Origin of the sequence: Chitinilyticum aquatile DSM 21506, assembly GCF_000430805.1 — a bacterium.
Lineage (GTDB): Bacteria > Pseudomonadota > Gammaproteobacteria > Burkholderiales > Chitinibacteraceae > Chitinilyticum > Chitinilyticum aquatile.
On record NZ_AUMS01000013.1, the window covers coordinates 1 to 19,865 of the forward strand.

At 55.4% G+C, this 19,865-nt stretch carries 19 protein-coding genes and 1 rRNA gene; 13 read left to right on the plus strand and 7 right to left on the minus strand.

Features of this window, described 5'->3' with window-relative positions:
- The first annotated feature begins 178 nt into the window (after positions 1-178).
- A 5S ribosomal RNA gene (gene rrf / locus H559_RS0109450) occupies positions 179-292 on the plus strand.
- Positions 293-440: 148 nt separating this feature from the next.
- Here the strand turns inward: rrf and H559_RS0109460 are convergent.
- Genes H559_RS0109460 through H559_RS19700 form a run of 3 tightly spaced genes read right to left on the minus strand, consistent with a single transcriptional unit; the run spans position 441 to position 3,119 of the window.
- Complete coding sequence (locus tag H559_RS0109460; RefSeq protein ID WP_028452511.1) at positions 441-1,919, minus strand: bifunctional ADP-dependent NAD(P)H-hydrate dehydratase/NAD(P)H-hydrate epimerase; 1,479 nt, start codon at positions 1,917-1,919, stop codon at positions 441-443.
- Entirely contained in the window at positions 1,916-2,662 is a 747-nt protein-coding gene (locus H559_RS21665; RefSeq protein ID WP_051279210.1) for a flagellar brake protein, read from the minus strand. The genes H559_RS0109460 and H559_RS21665 overlap by 4 nt, the downstream gene beginning before the upstream one ends.
- 7 nt (positions 2,663-2,669) lie before the next feature.
- The gene (locus H559_RS19700) at positions 2,670-3,119 is read right to left on the minus strand and encodes a hypothetical protein (protein ID WP_155845358.1); all 450 of its coding nucleotides are present in this window, start codon (positions 3,117-3,119) and stop codon (positions 2,670-2,672) included.
- Positions 3,120-3,155: 36 nt separating this feature from the next.
- Here H559_RS19700 and H559_RS22645 point away from each other — a divergent pair, with 36 nt between their 5' ends.
- Entirely contained in the window at positions 3,156-3,314 is a 159-nt protein-coding gene (locus H559_RS22645; protein ID WP_155845359.1) for a hypothetical protein, read from the plus strand.
- Here the strand turns inward: H559_RS22645 and H559_RS0109475 are convergent.
- Positions 3,311-5,626, minus strand: coding sequence for a penicillin-binding protein 1A (locus H559_RS0109475; protein WP_028452512.1), 2,316 nt, complete (start codon positions 5,624-5,626; stop codon positions 3,311-3,313). The genes H559_RS22645 and H559_RS0109475 overlap by 4 nt on opposite strands.
- A gap of 6 nt (positions 5,627-5,632) precedes the next feature.
- On the opposite strand from H559_RS0109475, the gene H559_RS0109480 reads away from it, so the two are divergent.
- The 7 genes from H559_RS0109480 to aroB all read left to right on the plus strand — a co-directional run bounded on the left by H559_RS0109480 (position 5,633) and on the right by aroB (position 12,348).
- The gene (locus tag H559_RS0109480) at positions 5,633-6,859 is read left to right on the plus strand and encodes a pilus assembly protein PilM (protein WP_245579359.1); all 1,227 of its coding nucleotides are present in this window, start codon (positions 5,633-5,635) and stop codon (positions 6,857-6,859) included.
- On the plus strand, positions 6,856-7,452 hold the full coding sequence (locus H559_RS0109485) for a PilN domain-containing protein (RefSeq protein ID WP_028452514.1): 597 nt from the start codon (positions 6,856-6,858) through the stop codon (positions 7,450-7,452). Before H559_RS0109480 ends, H559_RS0109485 begins: the two co-directional genes overlap by 4 nt.
- Complete coding sequence (locus H559_RS0109490) at positions 7,449-8,081, plus strand: type IV pilus inner membrane component PilO (RefSeq protein ID WP_028452515.1); 633 nt, start codon at positions 7,449-7,451, stop codon at positions 8,079-8,081. The genes H559_RS0109485 and H559_RS0109490 overlap by 4 nt, the downstream gene beginning before the upstream one ends.
- 12 nt (positions 8,082-8,093) lie before the next feature.
- Entirely contained in the window at positions 8,094-8,624 is a 531-nt protein-coding gene (locus H559_RS0109495) for a pilus assembly protein PilP (protein ID WP_051279214.1), read from the plus strand.
- A complete protein-coding gene (locus H559_RS19705) occupies positions 8,621-10,678 on the plus strand; it encodes a type IV pilus secretin PilQ (RefSeq protein ID WP_034640603.1) in 2,058 nt (685 codons plus the stop codon). The genes H559_RS0109495 and H559_RS19705 overlap by 4 nt, the downstream gene beginning before the upstream one ends.
- Positions 10,679-10,739: 61 nt before the next feature.
- Entirely contained in the window at positions 10,740-11,282 is a 543-nt protein-coding gene (locus tag H559_RS0109505; RefSeq protein WP_034640606.1) for a shikimate kinase, read from the plus strand.
- Complete coding sequence (gene aroB / locus H559_RS0109510; protein ID WP_028452518.1) at positions 11,263-12,348, plus strand: 3-dehydroquinate synthase; 1,086 nt, start codon at positions 11,263-11,265, stop codon at positions 12,346-12,348. The genes H559_RS0109505 and aroB overlap by 20 nt, the downstream gene beginning before the upstream one ends.
- Position 12,349: 1 nt before the next feature.
- Here the strand turns inward: aroB and H559_RS19710 are convergent, their stop codons facing one another.
- Entirely contained in the window at positions 12,350-13,603 is a 1,254-nt protein-coding gene (locus H559_RS19710; RefSeq protein ID WP_051279216.1) for a YihY family inner membrane protein, read from the minus strand.
- Between the two features lie 176 nt (positions 13,604-13,779).
- On the opposite strand from H559_RS19710, the gene wrbA reads away from it, so the two are divergent.
- Positions 13,780-14,379, plus strand: coding sequence for an NAD(P)H:quinone oxidoreductase (gene wrbA, locus H559_RS0109520; protein WP_028452519.1), 600 nt, complete (start codon positions 13,780-13,782; stop codon positions 14,377-14,379).
- Positions 14,376-14,738: a DUF2069 domain-containing protein gene (locus H559_RS0109525; RefSeq protein ID WP_028452520.1), complete on the plus strand. Its 363-nt coding sequence runs from the start codon at positions 14,376-14,378 to the stop codon at positions 14,736-14,738. Before wrbA ends, H559_RS0109525 begins: the two co-directional genes overlap by 4 nt.
- A 255-nt stretch (positions 14,739-14,993) precedes the next feature.
- Here H559_RS0109525 and H559_RS0109530 read toward each other — a convergent pair whose 3' ends face one another.
- Positions 14,994-16,811: a 2-isopropylmalate synthase gene (locus H559_RS0109530; RefSeq protein ID WP_028452521.1), complete on the minus strand. Its 1,818-nt coding sequence runs from the start codon at positions 16,809-16,811 to the stop codon at positions 14,994-14,996.
- 131 nt (positions 16,812-16,942) lie between these two features.
- Entirely contained in the window at positions 16,943-17,737 is a 795-nt protein-coding gene (gene pssA, locus H559_RS0109535; RefSeq protein WP_028452522.1) for a CDP-diacylglycerol--serine O-phosphatidyltransferase, read from the minus strand.
- A 150-nt stretch (positions 17,738-17,887) separates the two neighbouring features.
- Between pssA and asd the strand changes: the two genes are divergently transcribed.
- Both asd and H559_RS0109545 read left to right on the plus strand, forming a co-directional pair.
- Complete coding sequence (gene asd / locus H559_RS0109540) at positions 17,888-18,730, plus strand: archaetidylserine decarboxylase (RefSeq protein ID WP_028452523.1); 843 nt, start codon at positions 17,888-17,890, stop codon at positions 18,728-18,730.
- A 275-nt stretch (positions 18,731-19,005) separates the two neighbouring features.
- Positions 19,006-19,698: a hypothetical protein gene (locus H559_RS0109545; protein ID WP_028452524.1), complete on the plus strand. Its 693-nt coding sequence runs from the start codon at positions 19,006-19,008 to the stop codon at positions 19,696-19,698.
- The last annotated feature ends 167 nt before the right edge of the window (positions 19,699-19,865 follow it).

Genomic DNA, 19,865 nt, shown 5'->3' on the forward strand with positions numbered 1-19,865 from the left:
TACTAATAGCCCGTGAGGCTTGATCCTATAACCTGAGACGCGTGATTGGCTTAGGTGTGAAACGAGGCAATTGACCCGAGAAAGAAAGTCGATACGACGGGATAAGAAAGTTTAACTTCTTCTATTGAATTCAGCGTGGCGTACATCAAGCAGGAGTGCGACATGCAAACAGTTATAGTCTGGTGACCTTAGCGAGGTGGTCCCACCCCTTCCCATCCCGAACAGGACGGTGAAACGCCTCAGCGCCGATGATAGTGCGGAATGCCCGTGTGAAAGTAGGACATCGCCAGACTCCCCATGGAAAGCCCCGATCAGCAATGGTCGGGGCTTTTTGCTTTGGCGCTTGGCAGCGCGATGCGAGTCATTGAGGGATATTTCGGAGACCCTTGCTGGGTAAAGGCCGTGGCGATATACCCACAACTCGTGTGTGCGGCAAAGGCTTAAGTCAGCTGATTCAGACTAGCTCGAAGTCTGCGTAACGTTTCGCCACTGTCTAGCCCCAGTCCAAGCGGATTTTCGGCTCGCCATGAATCGGCTCCTTTGCCGTGTACATAGACAGCGAGGCAGGCTGCTTCGCAGGCGGCTGCACCTTGTGCCCAGAGTGCGGCGATGCAGCCGGCAAGGATGTCGCCCTGGCCGGCACTGGCGAGTGCGGCGTTGCCGCTTGAGTTGATGTGGCAGGCACCATCGGGTGTGGCAATGATGGTGCCAGCGCCTTTCAGGACACAGACCACGTTGAATTTCTGGCTGAGCATCTTTGCGGCATGCAGCCGATCGAGTTGGACGTCGTGACAGCTCATTCCCAGGAGCCGGGCCCCTTCCAGGGGGTGAGGAGTTATGATGCTAGCCGACTCATCGCGCTGACACAGCAGATGTCCAAGTTCCGCATTCTGCGCGATCAGGTTGAGCGCGTCGGCATCGATAACGGCAGGTTCCGGCGATGAGAGCAAGTCCGCGAGTAAGGCCCTGCTGCGCGAATCGCAGCCCATGCCGGGGCCGATGACACGATGGCTGACATCTGACATGAAGGGCTGCCCGTCAGTCCAGGCATGACACATGATTTCCGGGTAGAGTGGATCGATACCCGGAGGCTGATTGGCCAGTTGCAGCAGCCGAACTTTGCCGGCGCCTGCATGCAGCGCCGCGCGGGCTGCGAGCAGCCCAGCCCCCTGCATGCCATCATTGCCTCCGACGACCTGCACGGTGCCGTGCCGGCCTTTATGGCTGTCACGCATCCTGCGCAAGGAGCTGGCTGCGGTGCTAATCCGGGCCGCATCGATAAGGTGGGTCGTACTGGCTGGCAGTGCTGTTTCGGGTAGGCCCAGATCCAGGCAATGAATTTCGCCACAGTAATCGACTGCCGCGCCGGTATGCAAGCCTGGCTTGTCGGCAATGAAGGTCAGGGTAGCTGCGGCGCAGATGGCGTGCGGGTCGGCGCTGCCAGTGTCGGCATTGATGCCGCTGGGTACATCTAGCGCAATGACGGGCTTGCCGCTTGTTGCGAGCATCGTGCTCAGACTGGCGCAAGTGGTGTCGAGTGGCCGTGCCAGCCCGATGCCAAACAGTGCATCGATAATCAATTCATAGTGATCCAGATCTTCCGGGTCGAGCGTTGCCAGGGTCGCCGTGTCAGGCAGCTGTCGCAGTGCTTTAGCGGCTTCATTACTGAATGAGAGTGATGGGTATGCTGGTAGAGCCTTTGTATATATTTGCTTCTCAAGCAATACTCTGGCAAGTATTAATCCGTCGCCGCCATTATTGCCTGGTCCGGCAAGGATGAGTATGCGTGAGATATGGGGATGGTTCTCGATGATCCAATTCGCAGCCTGTTGCCCTGCGCGTTCCATGAGAGAGGGGGGGGCAGCGCGGGCTTGCTGTTCAACCAAGCGAAGCTGGGCGCTATTCAATAACCGACTCATGTTGCTAGCTGCTGCAATCGTTGGCGCTCGATCCGGTTGATGTAGCGCATGATGAGGCTTTGCGCGCCGGGTGGAAGTGCGACAAAGCTGCACCCGGTTCGCAGTGTGGCAATCTGCTGGCGCAGATGGTGTTCTTCGACACTTTGCACGGCGAGTTCTGCTACCAGCAGGCCGCATTCCGGCAGGTTGATCTTGCAATTGGCAAGCACCATGCCACGTCGCAGGGGCAATTCAGGACTGAAGCCCAGCAGCCCGATGCCATTAACGCTGATATCGGTTACGGCTAGAATCACATCGTCGTGTCCGGCTACTGGTACTTGGCATTGCACAGGGTCACGAACCGGAATGCGCTGGCGGTATGCGTCGCGGCGCTGCAGGTGCATGATCTGCGCCGGAAAGGGGATCCGGAGCGCTGGTTTGCCATCCTGCAGGCCGTTGGCAATCGCGGCAAATTCGAACTGGCTATGGATGTTTCCCGAATGCGCGACCACGATGCCAAGCCCGGCATGGCGCAGTCTTTCGGTCAGCAGCTTGTCTGCCGGAATGTCGAGCCAGAGTTCGTCTTCGGTCAGCTCAAGCAATGAGCTGAGGGCAAAGACCGGGCTATCGTAAGCAGGATAAATGGCGACGAGTTCATGGCGGTTGACCAGTTGCTGCAGATGATGGCGGATTAACGGAGGATCGCTGAGCAGGTACGCCGCGTTATTTTTCGGATTGATGGGGCGAAGTGAGCTGCTTGGCATGACGGACTCAGGGCAAGGGGCTGGGAGCGGCCATGGCGGCTTGAGCGGCCGATTCTTGCGCCAGCAGCAGTTTCAGGCCGGGGAGGGCAAGTCGTTCGCGATCTGCTTTGGCCTGCGGGTTACGCTCGGCATTGCCCGGTTGCAGCTGTATGCGGATGGGTGTGTTATCGAACCAGAATGCCAGAACTGGATAGCTTTCAAAGCGCTTGGGCCCATTAATGCTGACGACATCGTAATCGATATTCTGATTCAGCAGAAAGAGTTCCACACTTTTCGGATCGTCATGGTAGAGGAGCAGATTGATGTTGGAATGTGGACCGGCCCTGCCATTGAGTACCGATCCCGTAAGATATGGCCGGAACGGAGCAAAGAAATCGAGCAGGTACGCCGCTTTTTGCCTGAGAGTGCGCAGCAGTAGCGCATGTTCCGGGTCGTAAATCTGGCGGTACTCAGCCAAGGCTGCCGCTACCTCTTCATTGGAAGGGAGCGAGCCATGCTCTCTCGCTCCCAGCTGCCTGGCTGCCTTGCGTTTTGCGAGTGCGAGATCGTGGATGTGCTCTTCCACGACCAGTTTCGCTGCGCGCTGCGCAATTTCGGCACGGATGTCGTGCTGTTTCTGGTCAAAACCGAAGCGAGGCATGCGATTTCCTAGAACAGCTGATCCTTGATGTCATCAATTTGCTGGCTTGGCGTGTCGTCGGTTCCTGCGTAACCATCAAGACCCAGCTCAGAATTGGTTGACGGGAATTCGGCGAAGAAATACTCCGTACGTTCGCCTTTTTCTGTGCTGACTTGCTGTGCTACCACGCCTTCCGGTACGGGATACTGATACTCTGGCTCATTGCGGAGGGCTTTGCTCATGAAATTGATCCAGATGGGTAGCGCTGCCGCCCCGCCAGTTTCGCCGCCGCCCAGGCTGCGCGGCTGGTCGAAGCCAACCCAGACAATGGTCACGAGATTGGGCTGGTAGCCGGCAAACCAGGCATCGAAGCTGTCATTCGTCGTGCCTGTTTTGCCCGCCAGATCGTGGCGGCCCAGCACGTTTGCCTTGGCTGCCGTGCCGTAGCGCACCACGTCACCCATCATGCTGGTCATGATGAAGGCATTGCGAGCGTCCAGTGTACGCTTGGCATTCTTGCCGGCTACTTCGGGCTCCATTTTGGCAATGACCTTACCCTTGCTGTCTTCAATTCGGTCAATGAAGTAGGAGTGCACACGGTAACCAGTATTGGCAAATACCGAGTAGCCTTCCGCCATCTGCATGGGCGTCACGCTGCCAGCACCGAGTGCCATGGTCAGATAGGCGGGATGCTGCTTGGGGCTGAATCCGAAGCGTGTAATGTGCTGCTGGCCGAATTCGGGGGTAATGGCTTGCAGAATCCGGATGGAAACCAGATTCTTTGACCGCGTCAGTGCATTGCGGACCGAAATGGGTCCGCTGAACTTGCCATCGTAATTCTTGGGCTCCCAGCGCTGCCCGCCAATTTCACCCGGATCAATAACCAAGGGCGCATCGTTAATGATCGTGGCGGGCGTTACGCCGCGCTCTAGGCCTGCCGAGTAGATGAACGGTTTGAAGCTTGAGCCGGGTTGTCGCCAGGCTTGGGTAACATGGTTGAAATTGTTCTTGGCAAAATCGAACCCCCCGGCTAATGCGCGGACAGCACCATCTTTGGGGTCCATCGCGATGATGGCTCCTTCAACCTGGGGTAATTGGGTGATGATCCAGCCTGCATCGGTCTTGCGCAGCCGGATGATGGCCGACGGTTTGATTTTATTGTTGGGCGGAGCTTTCTCGGACAGCATCGGCCTGGCTAGTTTAAGTGCGTCACCAGTCAGTTTGACGGTTTCACCTCCCCGGAGATAGGCGGTCACTTCCTGCGCTGTGCTGCTGAGAACGACAGCCGCGCGGTAGTCATCTGCATCTTTGATTTCGGCCAGTGCCTCATCCAGTGCTTCCTGCTTGTCCGGGGACAGCAGCGCGCCATCAATGTAGGACTCTGCGCCACGATAGCCGTGTCGTGCGTCATAATCGGCAAGCCCTTTGCGCAATGCGGCATAAGCGGCCTGCTGCTGTTCGCTTGAAAGCGTAGTAATGACATTGAAGCCCTGTGTATAGGCGCCTTCCTTGTAGCGTTCGACCATCATCTGGCGCACCATCTCGGCAACATATTCAGCGTGAACCGGGTATTCCTGCTGGCTGCGCTTGATCACAAGTTCTTCGGTCTGAGCTTGCTGATACTGGACATCATCGATGAATTTCAGTTCGTGCATGCGCCTTAATACGTACATCTGGCGCTGCTTGGCGCGAACAGGATTGACGACCGGGTTATAGCTAGATGGTGCCTTGGGAAGACCTGCCAGCATGGCAAATTCGGCGACAGATAGTGACGATAGTTCTTTGCCATAGTAAATCTGCGACGCAGCAGCGAAGCCATATGCACGCTGCCCGAGATAAATCTGGTTCAGATAAAGTTCAAGAATCTGATCCTTGCTCAGGTTGTGCTCGATCTTGAACGCGAGGAGTGCTTCGTTAAATTTGCGCGAAAGAGTTTTTTCGTTGGAGAGGTAGAAATTGCGGGCGACTTGCATCGTAATCGTGCTTGCGCCAGAACGGGCCTGGCCTGATACGATGTTACCCAGCATTGCCCGCACGACACCGACATAATCGACACCGCCATGCTCATAAAAACGCTCGTCTTCTGCTGCGAGCAGGGCTTGCTTCATCGCATCCGGTACGGCCGATATCGGGGTAAATGCCCGCTTTTCTTCACCAAATTCGCCAATCAGCTGGTGATCTGCGGTATAAACCCGCAGCGGTATCTTGGGGCGATAGTCGGTCAGTGCCTCCAGGGATGGCAGCTTTGGGTAAGTTACGGCGATCGCAATGAAGAGCAATCCGCCGCCCAGAATGAGCAGTGTCAGGATGACAGAGGTCAGGAGAAAAAGTGGACGTTTGAGCATTTAAGTATGACGATCCTGTCTGCGCTGCATGGCCAAAGCATGAATTTACGGGATTATGCTCTTGTTGCAAAATTTACTGCCCTTGACTACCTTGCTTTACATGAGCTTGATACCGCTGTTACGATTTTTTTGATACAGATTGAGAAAGGGGCTGCAAAGTTGAACCTCGAATTCCTGAAGCCGAAAGCGCCGCCGCTTATCGGGGTGGACATCAGCTCGTCGGCAGTGAAGATGGTTGAGCTGAGCCTGGTTGGAAAGAATTACAGCCTGGATCGTTACCATATCGAGCCTCTACCGAAAGATGCGGTTGTTGATGGCAATATCAACAACCAAGACGCTGTTGCGGATGCAGTGCGCAAGGCATGGAAGCACCTTGGGAGCAAAGTTCGCAACGTGGCTGTGGCGTTGCCCCCCGCCGCAGTAATCACCAAAAAAATCTTGGTCCCGGGCAAGATGGCCGAGCGCGAGCTTGAGATGCAGGTTGAAACCGAGGCAAATCAGTACATTCCATTCTCGCTTGATGAGGTTAATCTCGATTTTCAAGTGCTTGGCCCCTCTGCCGCAGCACCAGACGAAGATGAGGTTCTGATCGCAGCAGCCAAGAAAGACAAGGTTGACGAACGGGTCGCAGTTATCGAACTCGCCAATCTGAAGCCTTCCGTTCTGGATGTCGAATCCTTTGCGGCTCAATCGGCTTTCGAACTGATGAGCTCTCAGCTGCCAAGCGGAGGCGAGGGGCAGGTCGTTGCTTTGGTCGACATCGGCGCTACAGCGATCCACATGAATGTTTTCAAAAACGGGCAATCAATCTACAGCCGTGATCAGGCTTATGCAGGGAATCAGTTGACCCAGGAAATACAGCGCAAGTTCAATATGTCGTTCGAGGAGGCTGAGCAGGCCAAGCGCCAAGGGGGGCTTCCCGAAAATTACGAGCCGGACGTCCTTCAGCCCTTCATGGATACGCTTGCACTTGAGGTTTCGCGCTCCCTGCAGTTTTTCTATACATCAAGCAACTTCAACGCCGTTGATCACATTTTGTTAGCCGGGGGGTGCAGTGTCATCCATGGCTTGGATGAGGCTGTATCAAGCCGTACACAGGTCGCCAGCACCATGCGGGCTAATCCTTTTTTCAGCATGTCTACAGGGAAGGTTCGTGGCAAGCAGGTTCAGCTTGATGCTCCGTCCTTACTGATTGCATGTGGACTCGCAATGCGGAGGTTTGACCCAGCATGATTCGAATTAACCTATTGCCTCATCGAGAGCAGAAGCGGCAGGCTCGTCAGCGCCGCTTTCTCTCCATGATCATGCTCTCGGTGATTGCCGCTGCGGCACTGGTCGTGCTTGGTTATCTGTTCTTGGCGGCAAGGCTTGAGGCACAAAATTCCCGGAACGAGATTCTGCGAGCAGAAAATCTGAAGCTTGATGAGCAAATCGCTGAAATTGAGAAGCTTAAATCAGAAAAACAGGCAATGCTTGAGAAGAAAAATATTGTCGAGCGCCTGCAGAACAACAGAACGGAAGCCGTGCGCTTGATGGATCAGTTGACTCGTCAGACACCCGAGGGAGTTTATCTCAAGGATGTCAAACAGACTGATGCCAAGCTGGTGATTGCTGGATTTACTCAATCAAATGCGCGCGTATCAAACTTTATGCAGAACTTGGCTGACTCTCCTCTCTTTGAACAACCTGTATTGGTAGAAGTCAAATCGACATCGGCAAGTGGCACGCTGTCCGAGTTCACTCTTGATGTTGCTTTGAGCAGGCCAAAAGAAGAGATTGCAAGTCAGCCTGTCGCAGCGGTTAATTCTGGAGGCGGCAGAAAATGAACCTTGATGAGTTGCGCAACCTAGACCCGAAAGATTCAGGAAACTGGCCGATTGCGGTTCAAATGGTTGTACTGGTTGTTGTATTCGTCTTGATTGTTCTGGGTGGCTACTACTATATGTGGTCCGATCAGATGGACGAAATTGATGCTAGCCGCTTAACGGAGGTTCAGCTCAAGGAAGAGTTTGTCAAGAAAAAAGCGCAGGCTATTAATCTTGAGGTGTATAAGCAGCAGCTTGATGAAATCCAGCGAACTTTTGGAGCCTTGCTCAAGCAACTTCCGAATAAAGCAGATATGGAAAGTCTGCTGAAAGATATTAACCAAGCTGGTGTTGGACGAGGTTTGAAGTTTGTTCTCTTCAAGCCTAGTGTTGAGGTAAAAACAGCAGAGTTTGGCCAGCTGCCTATCAATGTCGAGCTCAATGGCACTTATCATGATCTTGCCGCCTTTGTGAGTGATGTTTCTCAGCTGCCTCGTATTGTGACAATTGGTGGCGTGCAATTGACCGCAGGAAAGGACGGTGCGCTGAATTTCAAGGCGGTGGTCAACACGTATCGTGCCCTTGATGAGGCAGAAGTCCAGGCTATGCGTCAGGCGGATGCGGATGCTAAAAAGAAGAGCAGGCGCTAATTGGAGTGCACCATGTTAACTTTTAAACGTGCCCTCATTGTCGCTTTGGCAAGCATGCTTTCTGCTTGTTTTTTTGGCGACGAGGGTGAAGATTTGCGGGTATGGATGGAAGAGCAGGCAAACGGCATGAGAGGTAAGGTAGAGCCTTTGCCTGAGGTCAAGCCTTATGAGCCTTTTGCATATGCGGCATATGAATTGCTCGACCCCTACAACGCTAAGAAAATGGAACTGGCCAAGCAGAAGGCAGGTGGCCCTCAGCCGGACTCTACACGCCCGCGCGAATTGCTGGAAAGCTATGACCTTGAGAAATTAAGGATGGTTGGTACTCTGCAAAGAGGAAAAACAGTTCAGGCCTTGATAAAAGCGCCCGACGGTAATCTGTACCGCGTAAGCGTTGGCAACTTCATGGGGCAGAATTTTGGGCGTATTACCGGAATTTCGGAAACAGAAGTAAAGTTAGTCGAGTTGGTTGGCGATAGCGGAGGGGACTGGAAAGAACAGGCCACGACCTTGCCTTTGGATGAAGCGGAGCAGAGAAAATGATCAACGTTATTAAGAAAATGGGTCTGCTTGTGCTCTCTGCATTGAGTGCAATGACCTTCGCAGAGCAGGCGGCATTGACTTCGGTAGATGTTACGTCAGAGTCGGCAGAGAAGCAGGTCGTTAAACTCACGTTTAATGCTCAGCCTCCCGCTCCAACTAGTTTTGTTGTCAAGGCTCCTCCCAGAATTGCCCTCGATTTTGCCAATGTAGCAAATCAGGCTGGAAAAAATGCAATTCAGGTGAATGGTGCTGCTGTCAGAACGGTCAATATCGCCGAGGGAGGAGGTCGTACCCGCCTGGTATTGAATTTGGCAAAAACAGCCGGTTACTCAACGGAAACTCAGGGCAATACAGTCTTGGTGACCGTTGATGCTGCCAATGCGGATGCCACCAGCACATCCAGCAAAAACACGCAGTTTGCTGAGGCCAAACCCTCATCTCGCAAGGAGTCTGTTCAGAATGTTGATTTCCGGCGAGGCCAGAACGGAGAAGGGAAGATCGTTGTTGACCTATCCAGCCCCAATGTAGGGATTGACATTCGCCAGCAAGGCAAAAATCTTCTGGTTGATTTTTCTAAAGCCACTATCGCTAAGAATCTGGAGCGCAGGCTTGATGTTTCGGATTTTGGTTCGCCAGTGCAGAAGGTTGATACCTATGCTCAGGGTGACCAAGTGAAGATGGTGATTGAACCAAAGGGAGTCTGGGAGTATTCGGCCTATCAGACCGAAAATCGCTTCGTGATTGAGGTTCGTGACAGTTCTGCTGACAAGGCACAATTGACTAGTCAGAAAAATTACAAGGGTGAAAAGCTTTCGCTGAATTTCCAAAATGTCGAAATACGTACCGTACTGCAGGTAATCGCGGAGTTTACCGGCATGAATGTGATTACCAGCGATACGGTAAATGGTTCGTTGACTTTGCGTTTGAAGGATGTACCTTGGGATCAGGCGCTGGATATCATCCTTCAGGCCAAAGGGCTTGACATGCGCAAGACGGGTAATGTTCTCTGGATTGCTCCGCGCGATGAACTGGCCGCCAAGGAGAAGCAGGAGCTGGAAACGAAGAAGCAGATTTCCGAACTTGAGCCGACGAGAACTGAATATTTCCGCCTGCGCTATCACCGTGCCGAAGCGTTTGAAAAGATCCTGAAAGACGAAAAGCAGAAGATTTTGTCGACCCGGGGTAGTGCTGTGATCGATGAGCGTACCAATACGCTGATTATTCAGGACATTCCTGGAAAACTTGATCAGATTCGCGACTTGGTTGAAAAGATTGATATCCCCGTTCGGCAGGTCATGATTGAGGCTAGGATTGTCGAAGCTTCTGATGGGTTCTCCAGAAACCTGGGGGTTAAATGGCATGGCATTGGCTGGAATGGTGACTTTGCTGCCGGTGGTGGTACGACGACGAAAGAATATACTAGTTCTTCTGGTGAGAAATTCACTGGCCCCGCGATCGATAGCGGTAAGTCTCAAGTAAATCTAGGTGCGGCAGCACTTAATAAATTTGCCGCTTCATCTTTGGGTTTCTTGGTGGCTGGCTCAGATGGTATTCTCGCTCTGGAGTTGTCCGCTTTGGAAGCTGATGGCTTGGGCAAGATTGTTTCAAGCCCGCGTGTTATGACGGCGGACGGACAGGAGGCTAGAATTGAGGAGGGTCAGGAGGCAGCCTTTACGGAGACTGCTCCCAATGGAGCAACGACAACCACATTTAAGAAGGCCGTTTTGTCGCTGAAAGTTAAGCCTCAGATCACCCCTGATGGCAATGTCATCATGGAAGTAAAGATCAACAAGGATGATTTTGAGAATGTTACTCAGGGTTTGTTAAATACAAAGCAGGTTGAAACCATCGTTCGTGTTGAGAATGGTGGCACGGTTGTTATCGGTGGAATCTATGTTACCCAAGAGGGCAAAGATGTAACGAAAGTGCCTTTGCTGGGTGATGTTCCGGGGTTGGGCAATCTGTTCAAGAACACCTCGACGACGAATAAGAAACGTGAGTTATTGGTTTTCCTGACTCCTAGGGTTGTTGACTCAGGCCTTACTTTGAGGTAATAGGGGTATTAATATTCCATTCCATGGGGGTGCATCGCAAAGCGATAGACTTTCCGATAAAATGCCTGGCATGAAACTGCCAGGCAATTTTTTTTTGGTCGGCCTCATGGGGGCTGGCAAAACGACAGTCGGCCGTGCCTTGGCCAAGGCAACGGGCAAGACTTTTTTTGATTCGGACCACGAGATCGAAGCCAGAACCGGTGTGAAAATTCCGGTGATTTTCGAGATTGAGGGCGAAGCCGGCTTCCGGGCCCGCGAAGCCGAAGCGATTGCAGAGTTGTGCGCGCAGCGCAATATCGTACTGGGTACCGGTGGCGGTGCGGTGCTGGATCCGCAGAATCGCCGCGCTCTTGCTGCCAATGGCTTTGTAATCTACCTGAATGCCAGCCCTGAAGAACTGTACCAGCGTACGGCGCATGACAAAAATCGTCCATTGCTGCAGACGGCTGACCCGCTCGGGCGTCTGCGTGATTTACACGCGCAGCGTGATCCGCTTTATCGGGAAGTTGCCGATCTGGTTGTCGATACCAGCAGACAATCCGTGCAAGGGATGCTGACCCTACTACTGAAAGAGCTCGAGCAAAATGCGCACCGTAAAACTTGATCTGGCCGACGCGCCATATGATATCCATATCGGCGAAGGCTTCCTGGCTTCGGTATCGGCAATACTTCCCCTGCTGGCGCAGCCACGGGTTGCAATCGTCACCAATACAACGATTGCGCCACTGTATCTTGCGCAACTGCAAGTACAGCTGGAACAGGCTGGCGTTTCTGTTCTCCCTATCATTCTGCCGGATGGCGAGAAGTACAAGACGTGGGAGACGCTGAATCTGATTTTTGATGCATTGCTGGCTGCCCGCTGCGAGCGCAAGACGACTCTGATTGCACTCGGCGGTGGAGTTATCGGGGATATGACCGGGTTTGCCGCTGCGGTCTACCAGCGAGGCGTTCCGTTCATCCAGATACCTACTACCCTGCTGGCACAGGTTGATTCATCTGTTGGCGGGAAGACGGCCATCAACCATCCGCTTGGCAAGAACATGATTGGTGCCTTCTATCAGCCAAAGCTGGTGCTGGCTGATATTTCAACACTTGCCACGCTGCCTGATCGTGAGTTCTCTGCCGGTATGGCCGAGGTCATCAAGTACGGCTTGATCGACGATCTGGATTTCTTTGAATGGCTTGAAGGCAATATTGATCGGTTGATGGAGCGAGATGCCGACGCACTGGCGTTTGCCATCGAGCGCAGCTGCCAGAACAAGGCGCGTATCGTTGCGGCGGATGAGAAAGAAACCGGCCAGCGTGCCTTGCTGAATCTTGGGCATACTTTTGGGCACGCCATCGAGGCCGGCATGGGGTATGGCGTATGGCTGCACGGTGAGGCGGTTGCCGCCGGCATGATGCTCGCTGCACACGCTGCACACATCCAGGGGGCCATTTCGGATGGCGGCCTTGCCCGAATTGAAAAGCTGCTGCGCAAGGCCGCATTGCCCGTCGTGGCACCGGCATTGGGCGAGGATCGCTATCTTGAGCTGATGGCGCAGGACAAGAAAGTCGATGCCGGAAGGATCAAGTTCATTCTGCTTGAGCGCCTTGGCCAGTCCTTTATCGGCGAACTGTCGCAGGATGTTGTACGTCAGGCATTGCGCGCAGGCTGTGCGGCGGCCTGAGTCAGGCCGTGCGGCTTGTTACGGACGCTGCAGCATCTTGCTGGAGCAGTTCGGGCCGCTGATCGAGATAGGATCGCAGTGACCGCTGCAGCGGCGCTGCACACTGCTGCAGGATGCCTGACAACACCGGCTCGCTGTGGCTGCTCAGGCTGCTGCCGACGAGCTGATACACATCGTTGAGCTGGATGTGGGCAGGGTCAACAGCCAGTATCCATTCGCCATTCTTGCCTTCCTCGACCCAGCCGCGGGTTGCCATCAGCTCCAGCAGTCCGTGTGTCGCATCGATGCCCAGTTCGACGCGGCGGCGTAGTTCGTCGAGGTGCAGCACTTCGCCGTGCCGGTGTGCCATCGCCAATGTGGTGAGGATGTGCATGGCCTGCTCGAAACGCGAGCCGTGATCCTGCCCCCAGCGCCAGCCATCGCGGTGCCAATAGGATAGCGATGCGGTCAGTACTGCACCGCCCAGTACGATCACCCAGCACAGATACAGCCACATCAGGAAAATGGGGATGCTGGCGAAGGCGCCGTACACCAGCTTGAATGTACCGAACTGCCGGATATACAGGCTGAACAGCTGTTTCATCAGCTCCAGCAAGGCCCCGGCGACAATGGCGCCAATCAGTGCCTGCGTGCGGGGCACATAGCAATTGGGTACGGTGACGTAAATCAGCGTGAGCGTACCCCAGCCCAGAATCATTGGCGCCAGTTTGGCGATATTGAGCCAGTCGAAACCGGCGGTTTCCTTGCCGAGTGCGGAGGCAAGCGAGAGGCTGATGCCGATCAGCAGCGGGGCAAGCGTCAGCGTTGCCCAGTAAATCAGCGTGCGCGACAGCAGCTTGCGCGGGCGCCGCACCCCCCAGATTTCGTTGAAGCTCTTCTCGATGGTGAAGATCAGTAGTAATGCCGAGGCTACCAGGCCGATCATGCCCATGGTCGTCAGGCGTTCGGCGTTGTCGGAAAACTGCCGCATGTAAACGCCGATCAGTCGTCCTGACGCATCGGGGACCAGATTGGTCAGCAGGAAAGATTTGAACTTGCCGCTGTAATCGCTGAAAACCGGAAAAGCGGAAAACAGCGTCAGCGCAATCGTGAAGAGCGGTACGAAGGCCAGTAGCGTCGTATAGGTCAGGCTGCCGGCGGTCTGGAGGCAGCGGTCGTTGATCAGGCGGCGGCCAACAAAGCGCGAAAAACCGATCAGGCGTTCCAGAAAGGCAAAGCGCAGTGAAGTGGTGATGCTGGATGGGATATCCGCCATGGCGTGACTCGGTTGGTGCATGCAATCCGCCTATAATAGCGCATCGCCAGCCGGCCCCGGCGATCTTGCCGTGCAGGTACGGGTGAACGCGGTATCATGCGCACGCTCGCCCGAAATGGTGCACTTGCAAATACGAAAACCCCGGGCATGTTAGCTGCAAGCGGGGAAGGAATCTCATGACCGAACTGTTAGTCCTCTATTATTCCACCCACGGCGCGACACGCCAGATGGCACAGCTCATCGCCCGTGGTATCGAATCTGTCCCCGGCGCGTCTGCCCGCCTACGCACCGTACCGCGCGTGTCGACCGTCTGCGAAGCGACCGAGCCAGCCATCCCCGATACAGGCGCTCCCTATGTGGAGCTGACCGACCTGCAGGAGTGCGCCGGTCTTGCCCTGGGCAGCCCCACCCGCTACGGCAATATGGCGGCGCCGATGAAATATTTCTGGGATGCGACGATTTCCGAATGGCTCAAGGGCACACTGGTCGGCAAGCCGGCTTGTGTCTTTACCAGCTCGGGCACCATGCACGGCGGCAATGAATCGACACTGCTGACGATGATGCTGCCACTGCTGCACCACGGCATGCTGATACTGGGCACGCCCTATACCGAAAGTGCGCTGCTTTCCACGCGCAGCGGCGGTACACCCTACGGAGTGAGCCACGTTGCCGGCACCGAGTCGAACTGGCCGATTTCCGAAGAAGAGCGCCAGCTCTGCCTGGCACAGGGCAAGCGGCTGGCAAATACGGCGTTGAAACTGCAGGGGCAGGCATGAAGCAACTCAGACGTCCCGCATTCTGGCAGTGGCTGGCCATTGTCACGCTTATTGGCCTGATCACGCTGTGCCTGGCCTGGGAGTTATGGCTGGCGCCGCTGCGCCCTAGCGGCTCCTGGCTGGTGCTCAAGACCCTGCCGCTTCTGCTGCCGCTGCGCGGGATGCTGAGCGGCCGTCGCTATACCTTCCAGTGGTTCAGCATGGCCGTGCTGCTGTGGTTTACCGAGGGCGTGATGCGTGCGTATGGCGAACAGGGGATGGCACAGCTGCTGGCTTGTGCCGAGATTCTGCTCGCGGTGCTGCTGTTCACCGCCTGCAACCTGTATGCGCGGCTGACCCGCCCCAGTCTGCTGGTTTGATGGGGTGTGATGTATTGCCGTGTGGCCCAATAATTTAAAGGGCTATGGCGATATACCCAAAGCAAAAGGCACAAGCCCGCGGTCTGCGGGCTTGTGCCTTTTGCTTTGGGTTTCCACTGCAATCAGTACTTGTGGTGCTGATCTCTGGCTTGAAACGGCAGGCCGGTAAGCCCGGGTTTCATTCCGCCGCCGGATAGGGCTGCGGAATTCCCGATGATGCAATCCTTGATTTGCCGGACGGTGCCGGCGTTCTGCTTACACCGGCTGCGGATGTACGCGCTCGGTGTTGCTGTGCAGCTTGTTCAGCGCCGAGATGTAGGCCTTCACGCTGGCGACGATGATGTCGGTATCCGCGCCCTGGCCATTCACGATGCGGCCATCGCGCGCCAGACGCACGGTCACCTCGCCCTGGCTGTCGGTGCCCTGCGTGATGGCATTCACCGAGTACAGCTGCAGCTCGGCGCCGCTGCTGACCAGTGATTCGATGGCCTTGAACGAGGCATCCACCGTGCCGTCGCCATCGGCATCCGCGCGGCGCTCCTGGCCGGCTTCGCTGATGACCAGCGTCGCGTGCGGGATTTCGCCCGTCTCGGAAGCCACTTTCAGCGACACCAGCTTGTAGTGTTCCTGCTCGATGCTGATCAGCTCATCGGAGACCAGCGCATGCAAATCTTCATCGAAAATCTCGCGCTTGCGGTCGGCCAGTTCCTTGAAGCGGGCAAAGGCAGCGTTGAGTGATTCTTCACTGTCGAGCTGGATGCCGAGGTCGGCTAGCTTGCTGCGGAAGGCATTGCGACCCGAGAGCTTGCCGAGCGTCAGGCGGTTGGTATTCCAGCCCACCGATTCGGCGCTCATGATCTCGTAGGTTTCGCGGCACTTGAGAATGCCATCCTGGTGGATGCCGGATTCATGCGCGAAGGCATTGGCACCGACAATCGCCTTGTTCGGCTGTACCGGATAGCCGGTAATGGTGGAAACGAGCTTCGACGTCGGCACGATCTGCGTGGTATCCACACGGCTTTCCACGCCGAAGATGTCGCGGCGGGTGCGCGTTGCCATCACGATTTCTTCCATTGCGGCGTTGCCGGCGCGTTCGCCCAAGCCATTGATCGTGCATTCGACCTGACGTGCACCACCGAGTACGGCGGCCAGCGAGTTGGCGACCGCCATGCCGAGGTCGTTATGGCAGTGCGCCGACCACGTTACCTTGTCGCCACCCGGCGTCTTGGCGATCAGCTCGCGGAAAAACGCTTCGGTTTTCTGCGGCACGGCGTAGCCGACGGTATCGGGCACATTCAGGGTTGTTGCGCCGGCTTCGATCACCGCGCCAAAAATGCGGGCGAGAAAGTCGATGTCCGAGCGCAGTGCATCTTCTGCCGAGAATTCCACGTCGTCGGTGTATTCGCGGGCAAGCTTGACGGCCTTCACTGCCGCTTCAACTACCTGATCCGGCTCCATGCGCAATTTGTGCTGCATGTGAATCGGGCTGGTGGCAATAAAGGTGTGAATGCGGCCACGCTTGGCTGGCTTGATCGCTTCACCTGCGGCGCGCACGTCACGCTCGTTGGCGCGCGCCAGGCTACAGACTGTGCTGTTTTCGATGATGCCGGCAATCGTGTGGATCGCGTCGAAATCACCGGGGCTGGCCGCTGCGAAGCCGGCTTCGATTACGTCGACACCCAGTTTTTCCAGCTGGCGGGCGATGCGGATCTTTTCTTCCTTGGTCATCGATGCGCCCGGCGATTGCTCGCCGTCCCGCAAGGTGGTGTCAAAAATAATCAAACGGTCGCTCATGGCGGCATCCTTGTGCGGTTGACTGGGTTCGCCGGCGCTGGCCGGGGTCTGGGTATTCGTCGGGTTCACGAAATACTGCTCGATGGCAAAACGGCGCCCCTGCTGCGCAGCCAGTTGTGCCAGCTGCGAGACTTTGGCAAGCGGCATGCTGCCGCGTTCGCGCCACTTGTAGACTGCGGCGCGGCTGACCGGATCATCGGGCCAGGCCGTGGTGAGCGCTTCGGACAGGGCTCCTGGCCCGCCGAAATCATCAATCAGACGTTGAATGTCCAATTGCATCGGGTTTCTCCATCAGGTGTTGGGTTAATAATTCTACTTATTTGACGTTGTGTCAAACATAAAATGCAAAAAAGCCGGCGTCGCCGGCTTTTTTGCATGTCCAACTAGGATTTAATGTGCCGTATTGGACATTATGTCTGATTTTCTTCTTCGGTTTCGGCTGGTTTGACCGCGCTGCGTGGTTTGCGGGTCAGCACGCACCACAGCCAGTAGACATAGCCGGACAGGCCGTAGCCGATGAAGAACAGGAACAGCACCAGCGGCGGCTTGGAAACCAGGATCAGCAACGCAATCACCACCAGCAGCATCACGATGAAGGGCACCGTCTTGCGCATGTGCAGCTCCTTGAAGCTCCAGAAGCGCACATTGCAGACCATCGACAGGCCGGCAAACAGCGTGAAGATCAGTGCCAGATAGGGCAGCGCCGGCATCAGCGGCTCAAGGTCCTCGGCGTATTCGTGGCTGATCCACACCAGGCCGGCGACCAGCGCCGCAGCGGATGGTGACGGCAGGCCCTGGAACCAGCGCTTGTCGACGATGCCGATATTGGTATTGAAGCGTGCCAGACGCAGAGCGGCGGCGGCGCAGTAGATGAAGGCCACCATCCAGCCGATCTTGCCGAACTGGTGCAACTGCCACACATAGGCCACCAGTGCGGGGGCCACGCCGAAGCTCACCATGTCGGAAAGGCTGTCGAATTCAGCGCCGAAGGCCGACTGCGTGTGCGTCATGCGTGCGACGCGGCCGTCCATGCCGTCGAGCACCATCGCCGCGAAAATCGCGACAGCAGCGAGGTCGAACTTGTGGTTCATCGCCGACACAATGGCGTAGAAGCCGGCGAACAGCGCCGCCAGCGTGAAGAGATTGGGCAGCAGGTAAATGCTCTGGCGTTTCAGGTCAAGCGGGCGCTTGGGGGAGCTTTGCATTGGAGCCTCTTGGAAATACGGGCGGTTTCCGCCTACGGGGGCATAGTGTACTCCCTGAGCGCCGGTCTGCAAGCCGGCACGCAAGCCACGCCCTGCGTTACAATTGCGGCCTTTATTGTCCCAGCGGAAACCGCCGTGTCCGAACGCCCCATGTCCGAGCCGCTTTTTGTTGCCCTGCAGTATGTAATCCCGAAGCTCGCGCTCACGCGCCTGATGGGCTGGCTGGCCGGCTGCCGCGCCGGTGGCCTAACCCACTGGGTGATCCGCCGCTTCATCGCCCGCTACAACGTCAACATGGCCGAAGCCGCCGAGCAGGACATCACCCGCTTCGCCACCTTCAATGAATTTTTCACTCGCGCGCTGAAAGACGGCGCCCGCCCGCTGGCTGCCGCCGCGCAGGTCTGCCCGGTGGATGGTGCCATCAGCCAGTTCGGCGCGATCGAGCAAGACCAGATTTTCCAGGCCAAGGGCCACAGCTACTCGACCACCGCCTTGCTGGGCGGCGATGCGGAACTGGCCAAATCGTTCGAGAACGGCCACTTCGCCACCATTTATCTCAGCCCGCGTGATTACCACCGCATCCACATGCCAGCCACCGGCCGCTTGCTGCAGATGACCTATGTGCCGGGCGAGCTGTTTTCCGTCAACCCCGCCACCGCGCGCGGCGTGCCTGGGCTGTTCGCGCGCAACGAGCGCGTCGTGTGCGTGTTCGAGGATGAAGCCGGCAAGCCCTTCGTGCTGGTGCTGGTGGGGGCAACGATTGTCGGCAGCATGGCGACGGTGTGGCACGGCGTGGTCAACCCGCCGCGCCCGGGCACGATCTGGACGCGCGACTACCGCGACCAGCAGATCGTGCTCAAGCAGGGCGAGGAAATGGGCCGCTTTCTGCTTGGCTCCACCGTCGTGCTGCTCTACCCGCAGGGCGACTGGCAATGGAATCCGGCGTGGGCACCGGCTGCTTCTGTGCGGCTGGGGGAAATGATGGCGGGGTGAACTGCTTCGCTTCTTGAAAATGATAAAGGCTGCGGGGTATGTGCTCGCAGCCTTTTTATTTGAATGGTTTCGGTTGTATACCTGTGCATTGCTTGCCGGGGCTCTGCAGGGCATGCGTACGATTACGCTGCGCTAATCGTGGTAATGCAAGCTGGAATTTATATCTGTTAAATGGCAAGAAAATCTTCTTAAAATCTTTACTCAAAATCCTTTACGCATATTGGTTATGCGTTCTAACATTGATTCTGTCAGCACTTGTTGAGTAAGAGACCGCCATGAACCAGACTAAGATAACAGTAAAAATCTACGAGCCGTTGCTCAAATCTTTTGATGAGCAGTTGAATAAATTATGTATCAAGCGCGATGCTTTTCTAAATAACATGATCAAGCAAGAGACCCCATATTTGGCACGAGAATTAAAGGGGTGTCGTCTTTCTTCAAATGCGCGCAGATATATATCGGGCTCATTGAAAAGATTGGGGACAAAGCAAGTCAATATTGTGGTCGACAAAGAAACAGCGGAGGCGCTCAATGCGGTTGTAGATGCGGAGAATATTGTTAGGGATGCATTTATAAATCGTATGATTATATTTCTTCGTTCAGCTGATGCTTTTTTGGGTTATTTTGATTTGCCGAAATCGATCAAGTCCTCAGAGATTGGATGCGGCTACGATCCGATGCCTGTTAGCCCAATGCAGGCAATGGAGGCTGTTTTTCGTGATCCGTTCTATTATCTTCGAGGAGCTGTTGAGGAGATGTATGGGTGTGGACTATATTCTCTTGAAATGCCAGAAAAGTTTGTTGGTTTCGCGTGTTACTTAAGTGATGATAAGGTGCCAGGAACTAAAGACTATAACGAGCTTCAAGGATTATTCGAATCGATGGTTGATGCTCTTGATTTTGCAGAAAAAGAGGCTTTTAGTGGTTGTTTTCCTTGTTTTGCTAAAGTTGGTGGGGGTGAAAAATGAAAAGTGCCCATGCTGTAATTAGATCCCAGCAACGAGGAATTCCTCCATTGGTCTGTGATTGGCTGCTACAGTTCGGGGAGGAAGAGTTCGATGGCCGCGGTGGAATTAGACGTTTCTTTAGTCACCGCAGTATCCGTGAAATGCAGAGGTGCTTCGGGCGTCAGCCT